The sequence below is a fragment of the Streptomyces sp. NPDC044106 genome, from assembly GCF_056433985.1.
The window spans coordinates 157005-178206 of the sequence record NZ_JBWKFZ010000007.1; the positions used below are offsets into that span (position 1 = coordinate 157005).

Sequence of the window (21202 nt, forward strand, 5' to 3'; positions counted from 1 at the left end):
CAATGGTCAGGTCGGGTGCATATGACGATGGCTGAATCAGGTGACTCGGCGCGGCCGTCGGCGACTTGGCATTCGGAATTGCCTGGCGCGCGATCCATCGTTCACGGAAATTGCGCATCTGGAGCCCCACGACTACCCCGGACGCGCAGGAGTGAGGGCCGTGGCGTTCGAGGGCGGCAGGAGGCGAGGGCGTCGCGGGCACGGATTTTCGGACAACTGCCCTTTGGATTCGTCCAGTTCGGAGTCACGTCGCGGTATCCGCTGTTACGGTCGGCAAGGGACTTCCATTCAGCGCACAGCAGCCGGGATTCAGCACACAGTCAAGAGAAGGGCATCGCCTCTATGGCCCATCAGATCGACGCCGCCGAAAACCTCCTCGCCTACGTCAGGGACGTGTCCCTTCGCGACGACGAGATCCTGAGAGGACTGCGGGAGGAAACGGCGCAGCTGCCCGGCGGTACGACCATGCAGGTGATGGCGGAGGAAGGGCAGTTGCTTGCCCTGCTCGTCCGGCTCACCGGAGCCCGCTCCGTGCTGGAGCTCGGCACCTTCACCGGATACAGCACGCTGTGCATGGCCCGTGCGCTGCCCGCCGACGGCAAGGTCGTGACCTGCGACGTCACCGACCGGTGGCCCGATATCGGCGCCGCGTACTGGAAGCGGGACGGCGTCGACGACCGTATCGAGCTGCGCGTCGGGGACGCGAAGGACACCCTGGACGGGCTCCTCGCCGAGCGGGGCACCGGCGCGTTCGACCTCGTATTCATCGACGCCGACAAAACCAACTACCGCGCGTATTTTGAGAAGTCGCTCGCCCTCACCAGGAGCGGCGGACTTCTGGTCATCGACAATACGCTCTTCTTCGGACGCGTCGCGGACCCGGAATTCGACGACGCCGACACCGTGGCCATTCGAGAACTCAATTCGGCGCTCGCCACGGACGAGCGGGTGGACATCTCCCTGCTTCCGATGGCGGACGGCATCACTCTGGCCCGTAAGCGCTGAGTCGGTAGGGGCGGCCCCGGTCGGTGTGGCACTCCTACCGGGGCCGCCCCCGGCGGCTCGCTCCCGCCGCCGTCGCTCAGGACAGTTCCACCGCGGTGACCTTGATCGTCGTGGACGCCGGACGTGGCGCGGGCCGCAGATGCAGGCGCTGGAGGTCGTCCGCCGCCCGCGGCAGGGTGGCGACGCAGGAGCACGGGTCGCTGTCCGTGAACCCCGCGAAGCGGTAGGCGATCTCCATCATGCGGTTGCGGTCGGTCGGCCTGAAGTCGGCCACCAGATGGGTGCCCGCGCGGGCCGCCTCGTCGATGAGCCAGTTGAGGATGGTCGCGCCCGCGCCGAACGACACCACGCGGCACGAGGTGGCCAGGAGCTTGAGGTGCCAGGCCTGCGGGCGGCGCTCCAGAAGCAGTACGCCGACCGCGCCGTGCGGGCCGAACCGGTCCGTGAGCGTGACCACCAGGACCTCGTGGCCGGGATCGTTGAGGAGCCCGCGCAGGTCGGCATCGGAGTAGTGCACTCCGGTGGCGTTCATCTGGCTGGTGCGCAGGGTGAGTTCCTCGACGCGCGACAGCTCCTCGTCGGTGGCGCGGCCGATGCGCATGTCCAGTTCCAGGGAGCGCAGGAAGTCCTCGTCGGGACCGGTCGCCTCGTCCCGGGCGGCCTCGCGCCGGAAGCCCGCCTGGTACATCTGGCGCCGCCGCCGGGAGTCGACCGTCTGAAAGGGCGGGGTGAACTCCGGTCGGCCGAGCAGGCGTTCAGCGGCCTCGGCCTCGTAGCAGCGGACCTCGGGCAGGTGGTGGGTGACCTCGGCGCGTTCGGCGGGCTGGTCGTCGATGAAGCCGACGGTGGTCAGAGCGAAACCCAAGGTGTCGGCGATGCGGCGTACGGAGTCCGACTTGGGCCCCCAGCCGATCCGCGGCAGCACGAAGTACTCGGCGATGCCGAGCTTCTCCAGGCGGGCCCAGGCCGTGTCGTGGTCGTTCTTGCTGGCGACGGACTGGAGGATGCCGCGGGAGTCCAGCTCCACGACGACCTCGCGTATCGCGTCAGACAGCGTCACCTCGTCGTCTTCCAGGAGGGTCCCCTGCCAGAGGGTGTTGTCGAGGTCCCAGACCAGGCACTTCAGTACGGGCGTCGATGCGGGCGCTGTCGGCGATATCGGCGCTGTCGGCGCGGTGGGCGGGTTCGCTCCGGTTGTCGTCACTCCGATTCCCTTCACATACTGCTGCCGAGGACGTGTCGCGCCAGCATCAACTGGCACATCTCGTTGCTGCCTTCGATGATTTCCATCAGCTTGGCGTCGCGGTGGGCGCGGGCCACCACGTGCCCGTCACGTGCTCCGGCCGAAGCCATGACCTGCACGGCGGTGGCCGCGCCGCGGGCCGCGTTGCCCGCGCTGATGTGCTTGGCAAGGACAGTGGCCACGACCTGCTCCGGTGCCCCTTCGTCCCAGCAGCGCGAGGCGTGCTCGCAGGCCCGGGTGGCGCTCTGCTCGGCGACGAAGAGCTCCGCGAGATGGCGGGCGACGAGCTGGTGCTCGCCAAGCACGACACCGAACTGCTCGCGCGTGGCGGCGTGCCGGGCGGTGGCCGTCAGGCAGCCGCGCAGAATGCCGACGCACCCCCAGGCCACGGACATGCGACCGTAGGCGAGGGCGGTGGTGACCAGCAGCGGCAAGGGCAGCGACGAGCCGCCGAGCACGTGCGCGGCCGGGACCCGCACCGCGTCGAGGGCGATGTCGGCGTGCCCGGCCGCCCGGCAGCCGAGCGGGTCGGCGACGCGCGTGACGCGGACGCCGGGGGTGTCGGCGGGAACGACGACGGCCACCGCCTCGTCCCCGCTTCCCGCGCCCGCCCCGCTGTCGCCCTCACCCTTCCCCGCACCGTCGCCGTCCTCGTACTTGCCGAACAGGACGAGCAGGTCGGCGTAGTGCGCGGCGGTCACCCAGACCTTGTGTCCGTCGAGGACGACCTCGTCGCCGTCGCGGCGCACCCGGGTCGTCATGGCGGACAGGTCGCTGCCCGCACCGCGTTCGCTGAAGCCGGCCGCCGCCAGGTCGCCGCCGGTGAGCCGGGGCAGGAACGCCGCGCGCTGCTCGGCGGTGCCGAAGCGCTCGATGGTCCACGCGGCCATGCCCTGCGAGGTCAGCACGGACCGCACCGAACTGCAGAGGCTGCCCACGTGCGCGGTGAACGCGCCGTCGGCCGCGCTGGACAGGCCCCAACCGCCGTACGCCCGCGGCACCTGCGGGCACAGCCGCCCGGCGGCACCGAGCTTGCGCAGCAGGCCGACGGGGAGCAGCCCCGCGCGGTCCCAGGCGTCGGCCTCACCGGCCACCAGGGCCGTGACGGCGGCGGTCGCCTCGTCGAGAGCCGTCGCCTGCGCCGGGGCGGGTCCATCGGCCGTCAGCCGCTCACTCACCGGTTCCTCCGGCCGCCGCCTTCTGGAGCCGCTCCACGAGCCCCGTCATCGACGTCACGGTACGGAAGTTGTCCAGCCGCAGATCGGCGCCGCGTACGGAGACGCCGAAGGACTTCTCCAGGTGCACGACGAGCTCCATCGCGAACAGCGAGGAGAGACCGCCGGAGGCGAAGAGGTCGGCGTCGGTCTCCCAGGAGCGCTTGGTGCGCGCCTCCAGGAAGCGCAGGATCTCCTTCTCGACGGCCTCGGTGTCGAAGCTGCTCATCAGTTCTCCTCCTGGTATGCGTAGAATCCGCGGCCGGTCTTGCGGCCGAGTTCGCCCTGGCGGACCTTGTCGAGCAGCAGGTCGCAGGGGCGGCAGCCCTCGTCCTTGGTGTGCTGGTACAGAACGCGCAGCGAGTCCACCAAGTTGTCGATGCCGATCAGATCGGCGGTGCGCAGCGGGCCGGTGGGATGGCCCAGGCAGCCCTCCATGAGGGCGTCGACCGCCTCGGCCGTCGCGGTGCCCTCCTGCACGACCCGGGCCGCGTCGTTGATCATCGGGTGCAGGACACGGCTGGTGACGAAGCCGGGGGCGTCGCGCACGACGACCTGGTCACGGGCCAGGGCGGTGAGCAGGGCGCCGACGGCGGTCATGGTCTCCTCGCCGGTCCGGGCGCCCCGGATGACCTCGACGGTCGGGATCAGGTAGGGCGGGTTCATGAAGTGCGTGCCGACGACGTCCTCGGCGCGTTCCGCGTATCCGGCGAGCTCGTCGATGGGGATGGACGAGGTGTTCGAGATCAGCGGGGTGCCGGGGCGCACCCGGGCCGAGACGTCGGCGAGCGCCTTGGCCTTGAGTTCGGCGACCTCGGTGATGGCCTCGACGACGGCGGTGACGTCGCCGACGCCTTCGGCGGTGGCGGCCAGTGTCAGGGTTCCGGTGTCGGCGGTGGCCGGGAGGCGGCCCATCAGCTGCGCCACGCGCAGCTCCCGGTCGATGTCGTCCCGGGCCCGGCCGAGTCGCTCCTCGTCGACGTCGACGAGCAGGACCGGTACGCCGTGTCCGAGGGCGAGGGCGGTGATGCCCGCCCCCATGACCCCGGCGCCGAGGACGGCGATCCGGTGGGGGCCGGTGTCGGCTCGATGGTCGGGGGCGGTGTGCGGCGCTCGCGTCATGCGCCTCTCCTAAGGTGCTGGTGGGGCATCAGATGGTGGTGGTCGAGTGAGCGAGGACGGTGTCGAGCCAGTCGGCGACAGCCCGGGCCGTGGTGCCGACGTGCTCCTCCATGAGGGAGAAGTGGTCGCCGGGCACGTCGACGACGCATCGGGCGGTCGGCCAGGTGGCGCGCCAGTCGCCCGCGCCGGGATCCGGTGTGCCGAGCGGTTCCCTGGCGCGGACGAGGAGGGTGGGCGCCTTCACCTCGGGCGGTGTCCAGGTGTCCAGGAGGCGGAAGTAGCGGCCCATGGCGGTGAGGCGGGTGCCGTCCATGGGGGCGGCCCGCTCCTCGCGCGCGAACATTCCGCCGATCAGTACGTCGTTGAACTGGGTCATCCCTTCGTTGTCCGAGAGGTAGGTGTCGAGCAGCACCACGGCGGCCGGGCCCGCGCCCAGCTCCTCCAGGCGGGCCGCGACACCGTGCGCGAGGGTGCCGCCGGAGGAGGAGCCGGTCAGGACGAGGGGCCGCTCGCCGAGTTCCTCGCGCAGGGTGCGCGCCTGGAAGTCCAGGAGTGCGGACATCTCGGCGGGTACGGGTTCACCCGGCAGGAACCCGGGGGCCGCGAGGGCGCTGACGCCGTACCGGTCGCGGAACCGGGCGGCGAAGCGCGCGTACTGGTGCGCGCCGCCCAGCGCGACGACGGAGCCGAAGCACACCAGCTGCGGGGCGCTGTCGTCGCGGCACAGCCGCAGTAGCTCCGGCTTGGCCGCCGCGGCCATGAGTTCGCTTCCGGTGCGGAAGTCGGGGCGCAGGGCGGCGGCGTGTTTGAGGAGGGCGATGCCGTCGTCGACCCGGCCGAGGTCGCAGGCCTGCCGGAACAGGGTGCCGACGGGATCGGTGGTCGTGGGCCGCCCGGTCGCGGGCCCGGGGTCGTCCACGGCCGCCGTGGCCAGTTCGGTGCGCAGCAGTCCGGCGAGGCGGGCGGGGGTGCCGCTGTCGAGGACCGTGGTGGGGCGCAGCCGCAGGCCGGTGCGGGTGGCGAGCCGGTTGCGCAGCTCGACCGCGGTCAGCGAGTCGAAGCCGACGGAGAGGAACGCGTCGTCCGCGGCCAGGACTTCGGGCGTGGCGTGTCCGAGCACGTCGGCGGCCTCGCCCAGGACGAGGTCGAGGAGGATCTGTGCGTACTCATCCTCGTCGGCGGTGGCCAGGCGTCGGCGCAGGGGCTCGCCGTCGGGCGCGGTTCGGGATACGGCCCGCGTCTTGACGAGGGAGCGCAGGAGCGGGGGCACGCCTTGGGCCCGGTAGGCGGCGAAATCGAGGTGGACGGGTACCAGGAGTGGCTCGCCGAGGCCGAGCGCACGGTCGAACAGCGCCATGCCCTCCCCCGCCGAAAGGCCGCGCACGCCGCTGCGGTTCAAGCGCCGCAGGTCGGTGTCGGAGAGGCCGGCGGTCAGGCCGCTGCGCTGCTCCCACAGGCCCCAGGCCAGTGAGGTGGCGGGCAGGCCGAGGTGGTGCCGCTGTGCCATGAGGGCGTCGAGTGCGGAGTTGGCCGCGGCGTACGTGGACTGGCCGGGGCTGCCGAAGACGCCGGCGGCCGACGAGTAGACGACGAACGCCGTCAGGCCCGCGTCCCGGGTGAGCGCGTGCAGGTGGTGGGCCCCGTCCACCTTGGGCCGCAGCACGGCGCGCAGCCGCTCGGCGGTCTGCGCCTCCAGCAGGCCGTCGTCCAGGACGCCCGCGGTGTGGACGACGGCGCGCAACGGGTGGTTCGCCGGTATCCCGGCCAAGACGTGGGCGACGGTCTCGCGGTCCGCGATGTCGCAGGCCGCAGTGGTCACGTCGGCGCCCGATTCCCTCAGTTCCTCGGTCAGTTCGGCCACGCCGGGGCTGTCGGCTCCCCGGCGGCCGAGCAGCAGCAGGTGGCGTACGCCGTGCCGGGTGACGAGGTGGCGGGCGAGGATGCCCGCGAGGACGCCGCCTCCGCCGGTGAGCAGGACGGTGCCGTCCGGGTCGAACGGCCCCTCGCCGCTCCCGGCGGGCGGCGCGGCGCGAACGGAGCCGGGGGCGCGCTCGATCCTGGGCGCGTGCACGAGCCTGGGCGCGTACAGGACACCGTCCCGCAGAGCGAGTTGCGGCTCATCGGCGGCGAGTACGGCGGGCAGGGCCGCGGCCGTCGCGTCCGGGTCGTCGGTGTCCAGCAGGACGAACCGGCCGGGGTGTTCGAGCTGGGCCGAGCGCAGCAGCCCCCAGACGGCGGCGGACGCACCGGACACGTTTTGCGCGGGTCGCGTGCCGGGTCCGGGCGCTCCTCGGGTGAGGACGACCAGCGGGACGGCGGGTGACGTGGCGTCCGCGAGCCAGGCGCGCAGGCGGTCCAGGACGGTCGCGGTGACGCGGTGCACGTCCTCGGGCGTGTCGGGTCCGGTCGGCGGCGGGCAGGGCAGCAGGACCGCGTCGACGGCGTCGACCGTGAGGGGCGTGGCGGGGAACCCTGCCGGCAGCAGCCGGGCGTCGGCTTCCCCGAGCACCGCCCAGCGGCCGTGGGCGGGTGGGGCGGCCTGCTGCTCCGCCCGGATCCAGTCCACGCGGTACAGCGAGCGGTCGAGGGCGCACAGTCCGTCGTACGAGGCCATGCGCAAGGTCAGTGACCCGATGTCCGCGACGAGTCGACCGTCCTCACCGGTGATGCGCACGCTCACCGCGTCCGTGTCGTCGGTGCTGCCGTCGGTGCGCAGGGACACTCGCAGCGTACGCCCCGAACCCGAGCCCGAGCCGAGGGTGACGCGGCTCCACGAGAACGGCAGGGGCACGCCCGATGCCCCGCCACTGCCGTCGCCGACGTCCGATGCAGTGGTACGCAGCCCCGCCGTCTGGAGGGCCGCGTCGAGCAGCGCGGGGTGCACGGTGAAGGCGTCCGTCACGCCGTTAGGCAGGCTCACTTCGGCGAAGACCTCGTCGCCGAGGCCCCAGGCGGCGCGCAGCCCCTGGAAGGCGGGGCCGTACTCGACGCCCCGGGACTCCAGCGCGCCGTACAGGTCATCGACGCTCAGCGGCCGGGCGCCCTCCGGCGGCCAGGCCGCGGGCGCGGCAGGCGCCGCGTGTTCCGCCGTACCGGGTGCGAGGTGGCCGCTCGCGTGCTGGGTCCACTCCTGGCCCGGCGCGTCCTCGGGCCGGGAGTGGAACGCGACCGCGCGCCGCCCCCGCTCGTCCGCCGGGCCCACGCCGAGCCGCAGTTGGACGCCCGCGGCCTCGCCCGCGGCGGGCAGGGGCAGCGGGGCGGCGAGGGTCAGCTCCTCGATCCGCGGGCAGCCGAGCCGGGCGCCGGCGTGGGCCGCCATCTCCAGGAAGGCCACGCCGGGCAGCAGGGCGGTGCCGGAGACGGCGTGGTCGGCGAGCCACGGGTGGGCGGCCGTCGAGAGCCGCCCGGTGAAGAGGGTGCCGCCGTCCGGCAGGTCGACCGCGGCGCCGAGCAGGGGGTGACCGGGGTCGCTCTGTCCTGTCGTGGCCGGGTCGCCGCCGGGGGCGGGCGCGTCGAGCCAGTAGCGCTGCCGCTGGAACGCGTACGTGGGCAGGTCGACGCGGCGGGCCCCGGTTCCCTCGTACGCGGGCCGCCAGTCGACCGGAAGGCCCGCCGCGTACGCCTCGCCCAGGGCGAGCAGCAGTCGCCGCGGGCCGCCCTCGTCGCGGCGCAGTGTGCCGATCACCTCTACGTCGTGCACGTCGGCGTCGGCCGCCGTGTCCGCGATGCCGTAGGTGAGGGTGGGGTGCGGGCTGACCTCGACGAAGGTGCGGTGGCCCGCGTCGAGCAGCCGGTTCACGGCCGCGTGGAAGCGGACGGGCTCGCGCAGGTTGCGGTACCAGTAAGCGGCGGTGATGCCGTCGGCGCTCAGCCAGTCGGCGTCGACGGCGGAGAGCAGCGGCACGTCGGGCGTGCGCGGCTCGATACCGGCGAGCGCGGTGTGCAGTTCGTCCCGCACTGTGTCGACGGCGCCGGAGTGCGAGGCGTAGTCGACCGGGATGTTCCAGGCCATGAGGCCCTGCTCCGACAGGTCCGCGACGAGATCGCGGACGGCGGCGGAGGGGCCCGCGACGACCACGACGCGCGGTCCGTTGACCGCCGCGACCGACACTTCTCCCCCGCGCTCGGCCAGGAGCCGCTCGGCCTCCCGCCCCGACATCATCAAGGTGGCCATGCCGCCCCCGCCGGTGACCCCGGCCAGGGCGCGGCTGCGCAGGGCCGCGACCCGGGCGGCGTCCTGAAGGGTGAGGGCTCCGGCGACGCACGCCGCGGCGACCTCGCCCTGGCTGTGGCCGACGACCGCCGCGGGCTCGACGCCATGGGCGCGCCACACGGCCGCGAGGGACACCATCACGGCGAACAGCGCGGGCTGCAGGACCTCCACGCGGTCGAGGGACGGCGCGCCGGGATCGCCGCGCAGCGCCGCGCTCGGCGACCAGTCGAGGTACGGGGCGAAGGCCCGCTCGCAGTCGGCCATGCGGGCGGCGAACACCGGTGAGGCGTCGAGGAGTCCGCTCGCCATGCCGGGCCACTGCGCGCCGAGCCCGGGAAAGACGAAGACGGCTTTGCGTCCGCCGCGCGGGGCGGTGCCGGTGGCGCCTTCGGCGAGGAGTTCGCCGCGCGCCAATGCGCCGAGGCCGTCGAGCAGTCGGGCGCGGTCGGAGCCCACGACGACGGCGCGGTCGGTGAACCGGGAGCGGCCGGTGGCCAGGGAGAGGCCGATGTCGGCGGGGCGCAGTCCCGGGTCGGCCAGGACGTGGGCGTGCAGGGCGGCGGCCTGGCCGCGTAACGCCGTCGTGCCCTTGGCGGACAGTGGCCAGGCGACGGGTCCTTCGTACTCCCCCTGCTCACCCGCCGCTTCCCGCTCCTCGGGGGCCTGCTCCAGGATGACGTGGGCGTTGGTGCCGCTGGCTCCGAAGGAGGAGACCCCGGCGCGGCGCGGGCGGCCCGTGGCGGGCCACGGCGTCGCGGCGGTGAGCAGCCGGACGGCGCCTTCGGTCCAGTCGACCTGCGGGGTGGGTCGGTCGATGTGCAGGGTGCGCGGCAGCAGGCCGTGGCGGAGCGCGAGGACCGTCTTGATGACGCCGCCGACTCCGGCGGCGGCCTGGGTGTGCGTGAGGTTCGACTTGAGGGAGCCGACCCACAACGGCCGCTCTGCAGGCCGCCGTTGCCCGTACGTGGCGAGCAGCGCCTGCGCCTCGATGGGGTCGCCGAGTACGGTCCCTGTGCCGTGCGCCTCGACGGCGTCGACCTCGGCCGGGGCCAGCCCTGCGCTGTCCAGTGCCTGGCGCATGACGCGTTCCTGGGCGGGGCCGTTCGGCGCGGTCAGGCCGTTGCTCGCGCCGTCCTGGTTGACGGCGGAGCCGCGGATGACGGCGAGGACCGGGTGGGCGTGGCGGCGGGCGTCCGACAGGCGCTCCAGGAGGACCATGCCGGCGCCTTCGCCGAAGCCCGCGCCGTCGGCGGCGGCGGAGAAGGACTTGCAGCGGCCGTCCGGTGCCAGGCCGCGCTGCCTGCTGAACCCGACGTAGAAGCCGGGCGTCGCCATCACGGTCACGCCGCCCGCGAGGGCCAGGGTGGCGTCGCCCGCCCGCAGGGCCTGGCAGGCCAGGTGGAGGGCGACGAGCGAGGAGGAGCAGGCGGTGTCCAGGGTGACCGCGGGGCCCTGGAGGCCGAGGGTGTAGGCGACGCGCCCCGAGGCGACGCTGGCGATGGAGCCGGTGCCGAGGAAGCCCTCGAGTTCCTCGGGTACGCGGGTGAGGCGGGAGCCGTACTCGCTGTAGATGACGCCCGCGTAGACGCCGGTGCGGCTGCCCTTGAGCGTGCGGGGGTCGATGCCCGCGCGCTCGATCGCCTCCCAGGAGGTCTCCAGGAGAAGGCGCTGCTGCGGGTCCATGGCGAGGGCCTCGCGGGGCGAGATCCCGAAGAAGCCGGGGTCGAAGGCGCAGGCGTCGTGGAGGAATCCGCCTTCGCGGGTGTACGAGGTGCCCGGAGCGTCCGGGTCGTCGTCGAAGACGCCGTCGAGGTCCCATCCCCGGTCGGCGGGGAAGCCGGTGACGGCGTCCCGCTCCTTGACGAGCAGTTCCCACAGGTCTTCGGGGGAGTCGACGCCACCGGGGAAACGGCAGCTCATCGCCACGACGGCGACCGGCTCGCGGGCGCCGCCCGCCTCGTTCGCCCCGTCCGCCTCGTTCGCCTCGTTCGCCCCGTCCGCCTCGTCCGCCTCGTCCGCCTCGTCCGCCTCGTCGGTGAGTCTGCTGATCTCCTGGCGTAGGCGCTGGTTGTCGAGGAGGGAGGCCCTCAGTGCCTCGACCACCTGGTCCTGGTCCGTGGACATGTTCTTCCTTTCGTCCCGCGCCGGGTCAGGCACGCTCGCCGCCGCCCAGCGCCATGCGCACGAGTGCGTCCACTTCCATCTCCTTGATCGCGTCGGTGTCGTCCACGGGGCCCGTGCCGCCGCTGTCGGGTGCCTCGCTGTCGGCCTCGGTGAGGCGGAGTACCGCTTCCAGGAGTCCGGCCTCGCGCAGCCGTGTCACCGGGACTGCGGCGATCCGCCGTCGCAGTTCCCGGTCGCCGTCCGCGTCGGCGTGGGCGGCCGGTTCGACGGGGGCGGCTGGTTCGGCGGGCGGGGCGAGGCGGGCGGTCACGTACGCGGCGGCGGCTGCCGGGGTGGGGTGGTCGAAGACGAGGGTGGCTGGCAGGCGCAGGCCGGTGGCCGCGTTCAGGCGGTTGCGGAGGTCGACGGCGGTCAGGGAGTCGAAGCCGAGGTCCTTGAACGCCTGCTCCGGGTCGATCGCTTCGGGGCCTTCGTGCCCGAGGACGTCGGCGACGCGGGCCCGTACCAGCTCCTCGACCCGCTCCCGGCGCTCCTCACCGCCCAGGGACGCCAACTGGTCGCGCAGCGTAGCCACTTGCGCCGCGTCGGCCCTCGCCGCGGTGGGCCTGGCACCGCGCACCAGACCCCGCAGCAGCGGCGGCACGGAGCCGCGCGTGGCGCCCGCCCGCAGTCGGGCGGTGTCGAGGCGTACGGGCACGAGCAGGGTGTCGTCGAGGCGCAGCGCGGCGTCGAACAGCGCGAGGCCCTGGGCGTCGGAGAGTGCGGCGACACCGCCGCGGGCCATTCGCCGCAGTCCGGTGCCCTCCAGCGTGCCGGTCATCTCACTGCGCTGTTCCCACAGCCCCCAGGCGAGGGACTGGCTGGGCAGCCCATCCGCGTCGCGGCGTTGGGCCAGGGCGTCCAGGTAGGCGTTGGCGGCCGCGTAGTTGGCCTGGCCGGCGTTACCGATGACGCCCGCCGCGGAGGAGAAGAGGACGAACGCGGACAGGGGCAGCTCGCGGGTCGCCTCGTGCAGGGCGAGGGCCGCGTCGACCTTGGGCCGCAGGACGCGGTCGAGACGTTCGGGTGTGAGCGAAGTGACCACGCCGTCGTCGAGGGCACCGGCGGCATGCACGACACCCGTCAGGGGATGCTGGACCGGCACCTTCGCGAGCAGCTCCGCGACGGCGGCCCGATCGGCGACGTCACACGCCGCGAACTCCGCTTCGCAGCCAAGCCTTTGCAGGTCGGCGAGGAGCGCGGCGGCCCCGGGCGTGTCGGCTCCGCGCCGCCCGGCCAGGAGAAGGTGTTTCACACCGTGCCGGGCCGCGAGGTGCCGGGCGACGAGCCCGCCGAGCACACCGCCCGCGCCGGTGACGAGGACGGTGCCTTCGGGGTCCAGCGGCGCGGATCGTTCATCGGCCGGTCCCGGCGGCGGTACGGGGGCGAGGCGCGCGGCGAGCATTTGCCCTTCACGTACGGCTAGTTGGGGCTCGCCGAGGTCCAGGGCGCCCGGCAACAGGGCGAGCAAGTCCTCCCGGTCCGGCGCGTCGACGAGGACGAACCGGTCGGGGTGCTCGGCCTGGGCCGAGCGCACCAGGCCCCGGGCCGCCGCGGCGGCGGGATCGCTCAGGAAGTCGTCAGGCCTCGTGCGGACGGCACCACGAGTGAGGAACACCAGGCGGGTATCGGCGAACCGGTCGTCGGCGAGCCATGCCTTCAGGAGCGCGAGGGTGGCGCCGACGACGGCCCGTACGGCGGACGCGTCTTCCCCATCGTCCTCAGCAGACCCGCCGTCCCCAGCAGTCCCACCGCCCCCGCCGGGCACGGGGCACGGCACGAGGAGCACGTCCGGCAGGGGTGCCCCGCGGTCGACGGCCGCGACGAGGGCGGCGAGGTCGGGGTAGGTGTCGAGCGGCGGCGCGCCGGAGCCGAGGGCGGCCCATGAGGTGGGCGGGGTGCGGTCGGTGGCCGGAGTGGGGAGGGGTGTCCATTCCAGGCGGTACAGGGAGTCGTCCGTCGGCGAGGCCTTGGTGGTGCGCAGGGCTTCGACGTCGACCGGGCGGACGGCCAGCCCGGCCACCGTGATCACCGGGCGGCCGGAGAGGTCGTGCGCGGTGAGGGACACGGTCCCCTCGGTGTCCGGGGAGAGGCGGACGCGCAGCGCGGTGGCTCCGGAGGCGTGCAGGGTCACACCGGTCCACGCGAACGGCAGCCGTGCGGTGCCCGGTGCGAGGTCCACGCCCCCGCTGCCACCGGGTGCCAGCCACAGTCCTTGGAGCGCCGCGTCGAGCAGTGCGGGGTGGATGCCGAAGGCGGTGGCCGCCGCCTGCTGGTCCTCGCCCAGGCGTACCTCGGTGTACAGGTCGTCCCCGTGGCGCCACGCGGCGCGGAGCCCCTGGAAGGCGGGGCCGTAGCCGTATCCAGCCGCGGCGAAGCGCTCGTAGAGGTCGTCGACGTCGACGGTCTCGGCCCCGGCCGGTGGACGGCCCGTCCCGTCCACCGGTGGCCCCGCCTCGGCCGCCTCGGCCGCTTCGGCCAGGAACCCGGTGGCGTGCGGGGTCCACGGCGCGTCGGCCGCGGCGTCCGGCCGGGCGTGTACGTCCACCGTGCGGCGGCCGGTGCCGTCCGGGGCGCCGACCCGCACCTGTAGCTGTACGCCGCCGCTCGCGGGGAGCAACAGGGGGGCTTGAAGGGTCAGTTCCTCCAGGGCGGGGCATCCTGCCTCGTCCCCGGCGCGGACGGCGAGGTCCACGAACGCGGCGCCGGGCAGCAGCACGACATCCGATACGGCGTGGTCCGCGAGCCAGGGGTGGGTGCGCACCGAGAGCCGCCCGCTGAGCAGCGTCTCGCCGGTGTCGGCGAGTTCGACGGCCGCGCCCAGGAGCGGGTGTCCGGTCGCACCGAGACCCGCCGCCGTGACGTCGGCGCCGGCGTCGGGGCCCGGCACGGCCCAGTAGGGGCGGTGCTGGAAGGCGTACGTGGGCAGGTCGACGCGGTGGGCGGCGGTGTCCGCGAAGAGCGGTGTCCAGTCGACGGGAGCGCCGTGCGCCCAGGCGGCGCCGAGGGAGCGGAGCACCCGCTCCATGCCGCCCTCGTCGCGCCGCAGGGTGCCGAGCACGGCCGCGTCGTCGGCGCCCGCCGACTCCAGGGTCTCCTCCACGGCCGGGGTGAGGACCGGGTGCGGGCTCACCTCGATGTACGTACGGTGGCCCGCCGCGGCGAGGGCGCGCACGGCGGACTCGAAGCCCACGGTGCGGCGGAGGTTGGTGTACCAGTAGCGGGCGTCCATCGTCGCCGTGTCCAGCCAGCCGTCGGTCACGGTGGAGTACAGCGGGATGTCGGGCGCAGTGGGCTCGATGCCCTTGAGGGCGGTGGCCAGTTCGGCTTCGAGGGCTTCCATGTGGGCCGAGTGGGACGCGTAGTCGACGTCGACGCGCCGTGCGCGTACGCCGTCGGCCGCGCACGCCTCCACGAGTTGCTCCAGCGCGTCCACGTCACCGGAGACCACCACCGACGAGGGGCCGTTGACCGCCGCCACCGACAGCCGTCCCTCCCAGGCCGCGATCCGCTCGGCGGCCCGGCGCGAGGGCAGCGCGAGCGACACCATTCCACCGCGTCCGGCGAGCCGGGCGAGCGCGCGGCTGCGCAGGGCGACGACCTTCGCCCCGTCCTCCAGCGTCAGCGCGCCGGCCACCACGGCCGCGGCGATCTCACCCTGGGAGTGCCCGACGACGGCGTCCGGGACGACACCGTACGCACGCCACAGCCGCGCGAGGGACACCATCACGGCGAAGAGGACCGGCTGCACCACGTCGACGCGGTCCAGGCCGCTGCCGTCGCGCACGACGTCGAGCAGCGACCAGTCGACGTGCGGGGCGAGCGCCTGTGCACAGGCGTCCATGCTGTCGGCGAACTCGGGGCTCTCGTTCAGGAGTTGTCGGGCCATGCCGGTCCACTGCGAGCCCTGTCCCGGGAACATCAGGACGGTGCGGGACTCGTGATCGGCGACACCGCTCACCGTGGGGTCCCCGCCCTCCACCCACTCCTTCAGGGCCGGAAGGAGGCGGTCCCGGCCGCCGACGAGGAGGGCGCGGTGCGGGAAGGCGGTGCGTCCCGCGAGGGAGAGGGCGACGTCCGCCGCGTCGGCCGCGTCGGCCGGGTCCGTCCGGGTCAGTCGGCGGAGCAGGCGCTCGGCCTGGTCGCGCAGGGCGTCGGCGGAGCGGGCCGAGAGGCACCAGGGGACGACCGGAATGGTGCGGGCGCGCTCGGGCCCGTCGGGTCGGGAGTGGGGCTCGGCGGGCTCGGCGGGCTCGGGGGCCTCCTCCAGGACGACGTGGGCGTTGGTGCCGCTGAGCCCGAAGGAGGAGACGCCCGCGCGACGCGGCCTGCCCGTGTCGGGCCACTGCTCGGCCTCGGTCACGAGGGCGACGTCGCCCGCCGTCCAGTCCACGTGGGTGGTGGGCCGCTCGGCGTGGAGCGTTGCCGGGACGGTGGCACGGCGCAGGGCAAGGACCGTCTTCATGACGCCCGCGACGCCCGAAAGAGCTTGGGTGTGGCCGATGTTGGACTTGAGGGAGCCGATCAGGAGGGGCCGCCCCGCAGGCCGGTCCTGGCCGTACGTGGCGAGGAGCGCCTGGGCCTCGATGGGGTCACCCAGGGTGGTGCCGGTGCCGTGCGCCTCCACCACGTCGACGTCCGCGCCGGTCAGTCCCGCGTCGGCGAGGGCGGCGCGGATGACGCGCTGCTGGCTGGGGCCGTTGGGGGCCGAGAGACCGTTGCTCGCGCCGTCCTGGTTGACGGCGGAGCCGCGCAGGACGGCGAGGACGGGGTGGCCGTTGCGGCGGGCCTCGCTCAGCCGCTCGACGAGCAGCACCCCGGCTCCCTCGGCCATGCCCATGCCGTCGGCGTCGTCGGAGAACGCCTTGCACCGGCCGTCGGCCGCGAGGCCGCGCTGCCGCGAGAAGCTGATGAGGGCGCCGGGTGTCGCCATCACCGCGACGCCGCCGACCAGGGCCAGCGAGCAGTCCCCGGCGCGCAGCGCGCGGGCGGCCAGGTGCAGGGCGACCAGGGAGGAGGAGCAGGCGGTGTCGACGGTGACCGCGGGTCCCTCCAGACCCAGGGTGTAGGCGACGCGCCCGGAGACGACGCTGGGGGCGCTGCCGGTCAGCAGATGGCCCTCGCCCTGTGCGGAGCGGGCCACCGCGGCCCCGTAGTCGCTGTAGTTGACGCCGGTGAAGACGCCCGTACGGCTGCCGCGCAGCGCCTCCGGGTCCAGGCCCGCGCGTTCCAGGGCTTCCCAGGAGATCTCCAGGAGGAGCCGCTGCTGCGGGTCCATGGCGAGGGCTTCGCGGGGTGAGATGCCGAAGAAGGCCGCGTCGAAGTCGGCGGCGTCGTGCAGGAATCCGCCGTGCCGGGTGGTCGAGGTGCCCGGGTTCTCGGGATCCGGGTCGTAGAGCGCGTCGATGTCCCAGCCGCGCCCGGCCGGGAATCCGGTGACGGCGTCGCCCCGCTCTGAGAGCAGTCGCCAGAGTTCCTCGGGCGAGGCGACACCGCCGGGGAGGCGGCAGCCCATGGAGACGACGGCGATCGGTTCGTCGGCCGCTTCGGAACGGGGGGCCGCCACCGCCGCCACCCCCGCTGCCTCCGCCGTCTCATCCGCCCCGAGCAGGCAGGACTTCAGGTGCGTGGCGAGCGCGGCGGCCGACGGGTGGTCGAAGACGAGGGTCGACGGCAGCCGCAGGCCGGTCGCCTTGTTGAGGCGGTTGCGGAGTTCGACGGCGGTGAGGGAGGCGAAGCCGAGCTCCTGGAACGCCCTGGTGGGCGGTACGGCGTCGGCACGGTCGTGGCCGAGGACGGCGGCGGCGTGGCCGCGGACGAGGTCGAGCAGCAGCCGGTCCCGTTCGACGGGCTGCCGCAGCGCGGTGAGCCGCCTTCGCAGGTTGGATGCGGCCGGGACGTCATCCTCGCCGTGCCCCTCCAGAGCGCGGCGCGCTTCGGGGACGGTGCTCAGGAGCGGACTGGGGCGGCCGGTGGTGAAGACCGGGGCGAACTGCTCCCAGTCGACGTCGGCGACGGTCACGAGCGTCTCGTCGTCGTCGAGGATCTGCTGGAGCGCGGCGAGCGCCCGCTCGGCGTCGATCCGGGGCAGGCCGTGCTCTTCGAGGTTGAAGAGATCGGCATCGGCATCGGCGACGTCGGTGGACGGCGCGCCGTCCGCACCGGCCGGGGGCGCCGCCCGCCAGATGCCCCAGTCGACGGTGGTCGCGCTCAGGCCGCGACCGCGCCGGTACTGGGCGAGGGCGTCGAGGTGGGCGTTGGCCGCGGAGTACGCGCCGTGGTCACCGCTTCCCCAGACGCCGGCGATCGAGGAGAACATCACGAACGCGTCGAGCTCGCGGTCGAGCAGGGCGTCGAGATGCGCCGCGCCCGCCGCCTTGGCGGCGACGACACGCTCGTACGCCGTCACGGGGATGGTGTCGAGCGGGGCGAGCGCGATGTGCGCGGCGGCGTGCACGACCGCGGTGACGGGTGCGCCGTCCGCTTCGAGCCCGGCGAGGAGGCGTTCGACCTGGTCGCGGTCGGCCAGGTCGCAGGCGGGCAGCGCGAGCGTCGCGCCGTACTCGGCCAGCTCCGCACGGAGTGCGCCCGCTCCGGGCACGTCTTCCCCGCGCCGCCCGGGCAGGACCAGGTGGGTGGCGCCGCGGCGGGACAGCCAGCGCGCCAGGTGCGGGCCCAGGGTTCCAGTGCCGCCGGTGAGCAGGACGGTGCCTCGGGGCTTCCAGACACGCGCGGGGCGAACGGGGCGGGGGGCGCGGACGAGACGGCGGGCGTAGAGGCCGGTGGGGCGCACCGCGAGCTGGTCCTCGCCGTCCAGGCCCCCGAGCGCGGCGCAGAGCCGTTCCCCGGCGCGGGCGTCGGCCGTGTCCGGCAGGTCGATCAACCCGCCCCAGCGCCGCGGGTGTTCCAGGGCGGCGACCATCCCGGTGCCCCACACCTGCGCCTGCGCGGGCGCGGTGAGCGGATCGCCCGCGCCCGTGGAGACGGCGCCACGGGTGGCGCACCAGAGGGGCGCGGTGACGCCGAGGTCACCGAGCGCCTGCACGAGCGCGAGGGTCAGAGCCGTACCGGTGGGCAGGCCCGGGTGTTGTGCGTGCGGGTGATCCGCGAGACCGAGAAGGGAGAGAACCCCGGCGAGGGGGCGGCCACCGGTGGCGGTGCTGACGGCAGCGGCGAGACGGGCGCGGCACGCCCCTTCCGCCACCCCACTCCCCACCGTGACCACCTCGGCCCCATGCACCCGAAGCGCCCGCACGGCCCCCCGTACCGTCTCGCTCTCCTCGTGGCCTTCCGGTACCAGGACCAGCCACGTGCCCGTGAGCGCGGGTGCCGCCGGGTCGGGGACGGGGTGCCAGTCCACGCGGTAGCGCCAGGCGGCGGTGGAGGCGGAGGAGGCGGAGGAGGCGGAGGAGGCGGAGGAGTCGAGGGACTCACGCTCGACGGGTGACGGCGCGACAGGCGTCAGCCAGTGGCGGCGCTGCTGGAACGGGTACGTGGGCAGGTCGACTCGGCGCGCGCCCCAACCCTCGTACACCTTCCGCCAGTTGACCGGCACGCCGCGCGCCCACAGTTCGGTCGCGGACGTCAGGGCGCGGCGGATGCCGCCCTCGTCGCGGCGCAGGGTGCCGGTGACGACGGCGTCGGGGACGCCCGCCGACTCGACGGTGTCCTGGACCGGCACCGTGAGGACCGGGTGCGGGGAGACTTCGAGGAAGACGCCGTGCCCCTGCTCGGCGAGTGCGCGGACTGCGGTGTCGAAGCGCACGGTGTGGCGCAGGTTCCGGTACCAGTACCCGGCGTCCATGGCTGTCGTGTCCAGCCGCTCCCCCGTGACGGTGGAGAGGAGTGGGGTGCGTGAGGCGGCCGGAGTGATGTCGGAGAGGGCCGTGAGGATGTCTTCCTCGATGCCCTCGACGTGCGCGGAGTGCGAGGCGTAGTCGACGGGGATCGTACGCGCCCGTACGCCGCGCACCGCGCACTGCCCGGTCAGCTCGGCGAGGGCCGCCGCGTCACCGGACACGACGACGGACGCCGGGCCGTTGACCGCCGCGACCGACAGCCGCTCGGCCCAGGGGGCGATCATGTCCTCGGCCCGCTCACGTGACACAGCGAGCGAGACCATGCCGCCGTCGCCCGCGAGCGCGGCGATGGCCCGGCTGCGCAGGGCGACGACCTTCGCCCCGTCCGCCAGGGACAGCGCCCCGGCGACCACCGCCGCGGCGATCTCCCCCTGCGAGTGGCCCACCATGGCGTCCGGTTCGACGCCCCAGGACCGCCACAGGGCGGCCAGCGACACCATCACGGCGAACAGCGCGGGCTGCACCACGTCGACCCGCTCCAGCGGCGCCGCGCCGGGATCGCCGCGTACGGCGTCGTGCAGCGACCAGTCCACGAAGGGGGACAGCGCGTCCTCGCAGGCGGCCATGGAGCGGGCGAACTCCGGTGCGGTGTCCAGGAGTTCGCGGCCCATGCCGGGCCACTGCGCACCCTGCCCCGGGAAGACCATGACGACCCGGCCCGCCCCGGGCTCCGCGAGGCCGGTGACGGCGCCGGCGGCGCTCTCCGGGCCGCGGGCCAGCTCATGGAGCGAGGCGAGGAGTTCATCGCGGTCGGCGGCCGTCACGGCGGCGCGGTGCGCGAACGCGGTGCGCGTGGTGGCGAGTGAGTAGCCGATGTCGGCGGGGCGCGCATCCGGGTCCGCGGCGAGGCGCGCCCTGAGGCGTACGGCCTGGTCGCGCAGGGCAGCCGCGGTGCGCCCGGAGAGCAGGCACGGCACGGCGTCCGGCGCGGTGCCCGTGGGCCGCTGCACCGGCTCGGGTTCCGGGGCCTGCTCCAGGATGACGTGGGCGTTGGTGCCGCTCATGCCGAAGGAGGAGACGCCCGCGCGGCGCGGACCGCCGGTCCCGGGCCACTGCCTGGCCTCGGTCAGGAGCGCGACGGTGCCCCCGCTCCAGTCCACATGCGGGGTCGGCTCGGTGATGTGGAGGGTGGCGGGCAACACCCCGTGGCGCAGCGCGAGGACCGTCCTGATGACGCCCGCGACCCCGGCGGCGGCCTGGGTGTGACCGATGTTGGACTTCAACGAGCCGAGCCACAGGGGGTGTTCGCCGCGGCGGTCCCGGCCGTAGGTGGCGAGCAGCGCGTCGGCCTCGATGGGGTCACCGAGGGTCGTTCCGGTGCCGTGCGCCTCGACGGCGTCGATGTCGGCGGCGGACAGGCCCGCGTCGGCGAGGGCGTCGTGGATGACGCGCTGCTGGCTGGGGCCGTTCGGCGCGGTGAGGCCGTTGCTGGCGCCGTCCTGGTTGACGGCGGAGCCGCGCAGCACGGCGAGGACGGGGTGGCCGTTGCGGCGGGCGTCCGACAGGCGCTCCAGGAGGAGCATGCCGACGCCCTCGCCCCAGCCGGTGCCGTCGGCGGCGGCCGAGAACGGCTTGCAGCGGCCGTCGGCGGCCATGGCTCCCTGGCGGCTGAACTCGGTGAACACCGACGGCCGCGACATCACGGTCACGCCGCCCGCGAGCGCGAGCGAGCACTCATCGGCGCGCAGCGCCCGCGCCGCCTGGTGCAGGGCGACGAGCGAGGCCGAGCAGGCGGTGTCGACGGTGACCGCGGGTCCTTCAAGGCCGAGGGTGTAGGCGACGCGGCCGGACATGACGCTCATCGAGTTGCCGGTCATCAGGAAGCCCTGGACGATCTCGGGGGCGCCGGTGCCGAGCTGGGCGTAGCCCTGGTCGATGGCGGCGGCGAACACGCCGGTGCGGGTGGCGCGCAGCGACGCCGGGTCGATGCCCGCGCGCTCGACGGCTTCCCACGCGGCCTGGAGCAGCAGCCGCTGCTGCGGGTCCATCGCGACGGCCTCGTGCGGCGACACGGCGAAGAACTCGGCGTCGAAGTCGGCGGCGCCGTCGAGGAACGCGCCCTGGCAGGGCACCCCGCCCGCGGTGAGCCGGGCGGTGTCCCAGCCGCGGTCGCCGGGCACGCCGGTGACGGTGTCCCGGCCCGCGGCCAGGAGCTCCCACAGCTCCTCGGGGGTACGGACGCCGCCGGGGAAGCGGCAGCTCATCGACACCACGGCGATCGGCTCACGGCCGCGGGCCTCGGCCTCGCGCAGCCGCCTGCGGGTGTCGCGCAGGTCGATGGTGACGCGGTTGAGGTAGTCGCGCAGCTTCTGCTCGTTCTGTTCGCTCACCGGGCCCCTCCGTGGGTGCGTCGGGACGGCGTGGCCCGGACGGGACTCACGAT

At 74.4% G+C, this 21202-nt stretch carries 7 protein-coding genes; 1 reads left to right on the forward strand and 6 read right to left on the reverse strand.

From position 1 onward, the window contains the following. Positions 1-342 precede the first annotated feature (342 nt). A complete protein-coding gene (locus tag AC07DI_RS14510; RefSeq protein WP_478904664.1) occupies positions 343-1005 on the forward strand; it encodes an O-methyltransferase in 663 nt (220 codons plus the stop codon). A 76-nt stretch (positions 1006-1081) separates the two neighbouring features. Here AC07DI_RS14510 and AC07DI_RS14515 read toward each other — a convergent pair whose 3' ends face one another. The 6 genes from AC07DI_RS14515 to AC07DI_RS14540 all read right to left on the reverse strand — a co-directional run bounded on the left by AC07DI_RS14515 (position 1082) and on the right by AC07DI_RS14540 (position 21149). Continuing rightward, entirely contained in the window at positions 1082-2131 is a 1050-nt protein-coding gene (locus AC07DI_RS14515; protein WP_478904811.1) for an HAD-IIIC family phosphatase, read from the reverse strand. Positions 2132-2220: 89 nt separating this feature from the next. After that, entirely contained in the window at positions 2221-3345 is a 1125-nt protein-coding gene (locus tag AC07DI_RS14520; protein WP_478904812.1) for an acyl-CoA dehydrogenase family protein, read from the reverse strand. 73 nt (positions 3346-3418) lie between these two features. Beyond that, positions 3419-3691 (reverse strand): acyl carrier protein, encoded by a 273-nt coding sequence (locus AC07DI_RS14525; protein ID WP_384254717.1) that lies wholly within the window; start codon positions 3689-3691, stop codon positions 3419-3421. Then, on the reverse strand, positions 3691-4584 hold the full coding sequence (locus AC07DI_RS14530) for a 3-hydroxyacyl-CoA dehydrogenase family protein (RefSeq protein ID WP_478904665.1): 894 nt from the start codon (positions 4582-4584) through the stop codon (positions 3691-3693). The genes AC07DI_RS14525 and AC07DI_RS14530 overlap by 1 nt, the downstream gene beginning before the upstream one ends. A 28-nt stretch (positions 4585-4612) precedes the next feature. Continuing rightward, on the reverse strand, positions 4613-10921 hold the full coding sequence (locus tag AC07DI_RS14535; protein ID WP_478904666.1) for a type I polyketide synthase: 6309 nt from the start codon (positions 10919-10921) through the stop codon (positions 4613-4615). 25 nt (positions 10922-10946) lie between these two features. Continuing rightward, positions 10947-21149: an SDR family NAD(P)-dependent oxidoreductase gene (locus AC07DI_RS14540; RefSeq protein ID WP_478904667.1), complete on the reverse strand. Its 10203-nt coding sequence runs from the start codon at positions 21147-21149 to the stop codon at positions 10947-10949. Positions 21150-21202 lie beyond the last annotated feature (53 nt).

Excerpts from the sequence above, each read along its gene's own strand:
- AC07DI_RS14510 (WP_478904664.1), top strand. The coding sequence starts at position 343 with ATGGCCCATCAGATCGACGCCGCCGAAAACCTCCTCGCCTACGTCAGG.
- AC07DI_RS14525 (WP_384254717.1), bottom strand. The coding sequence starts at position 3,691 with ATGAGCAGCTTCGACACCGAGGCCGTCGAGAAGGAGATCCTGCGCTTC.
- AC07DI_RS14530 (WP_478904665.1), bottom strand. The coding sequence starts at position 4,584 with ATGACGCGAGCGCCGCACACCGCCCCCGACCATCGAGCCGACACCGGC.
- AC07DI_RS14535 (WP_478904666.1), bottom strand. The coding sequence starts at position 10,921 with ATGTCCACGGACCAGGACCAGGTGGTCGAGGCACTGAGGGCCTCCCTC.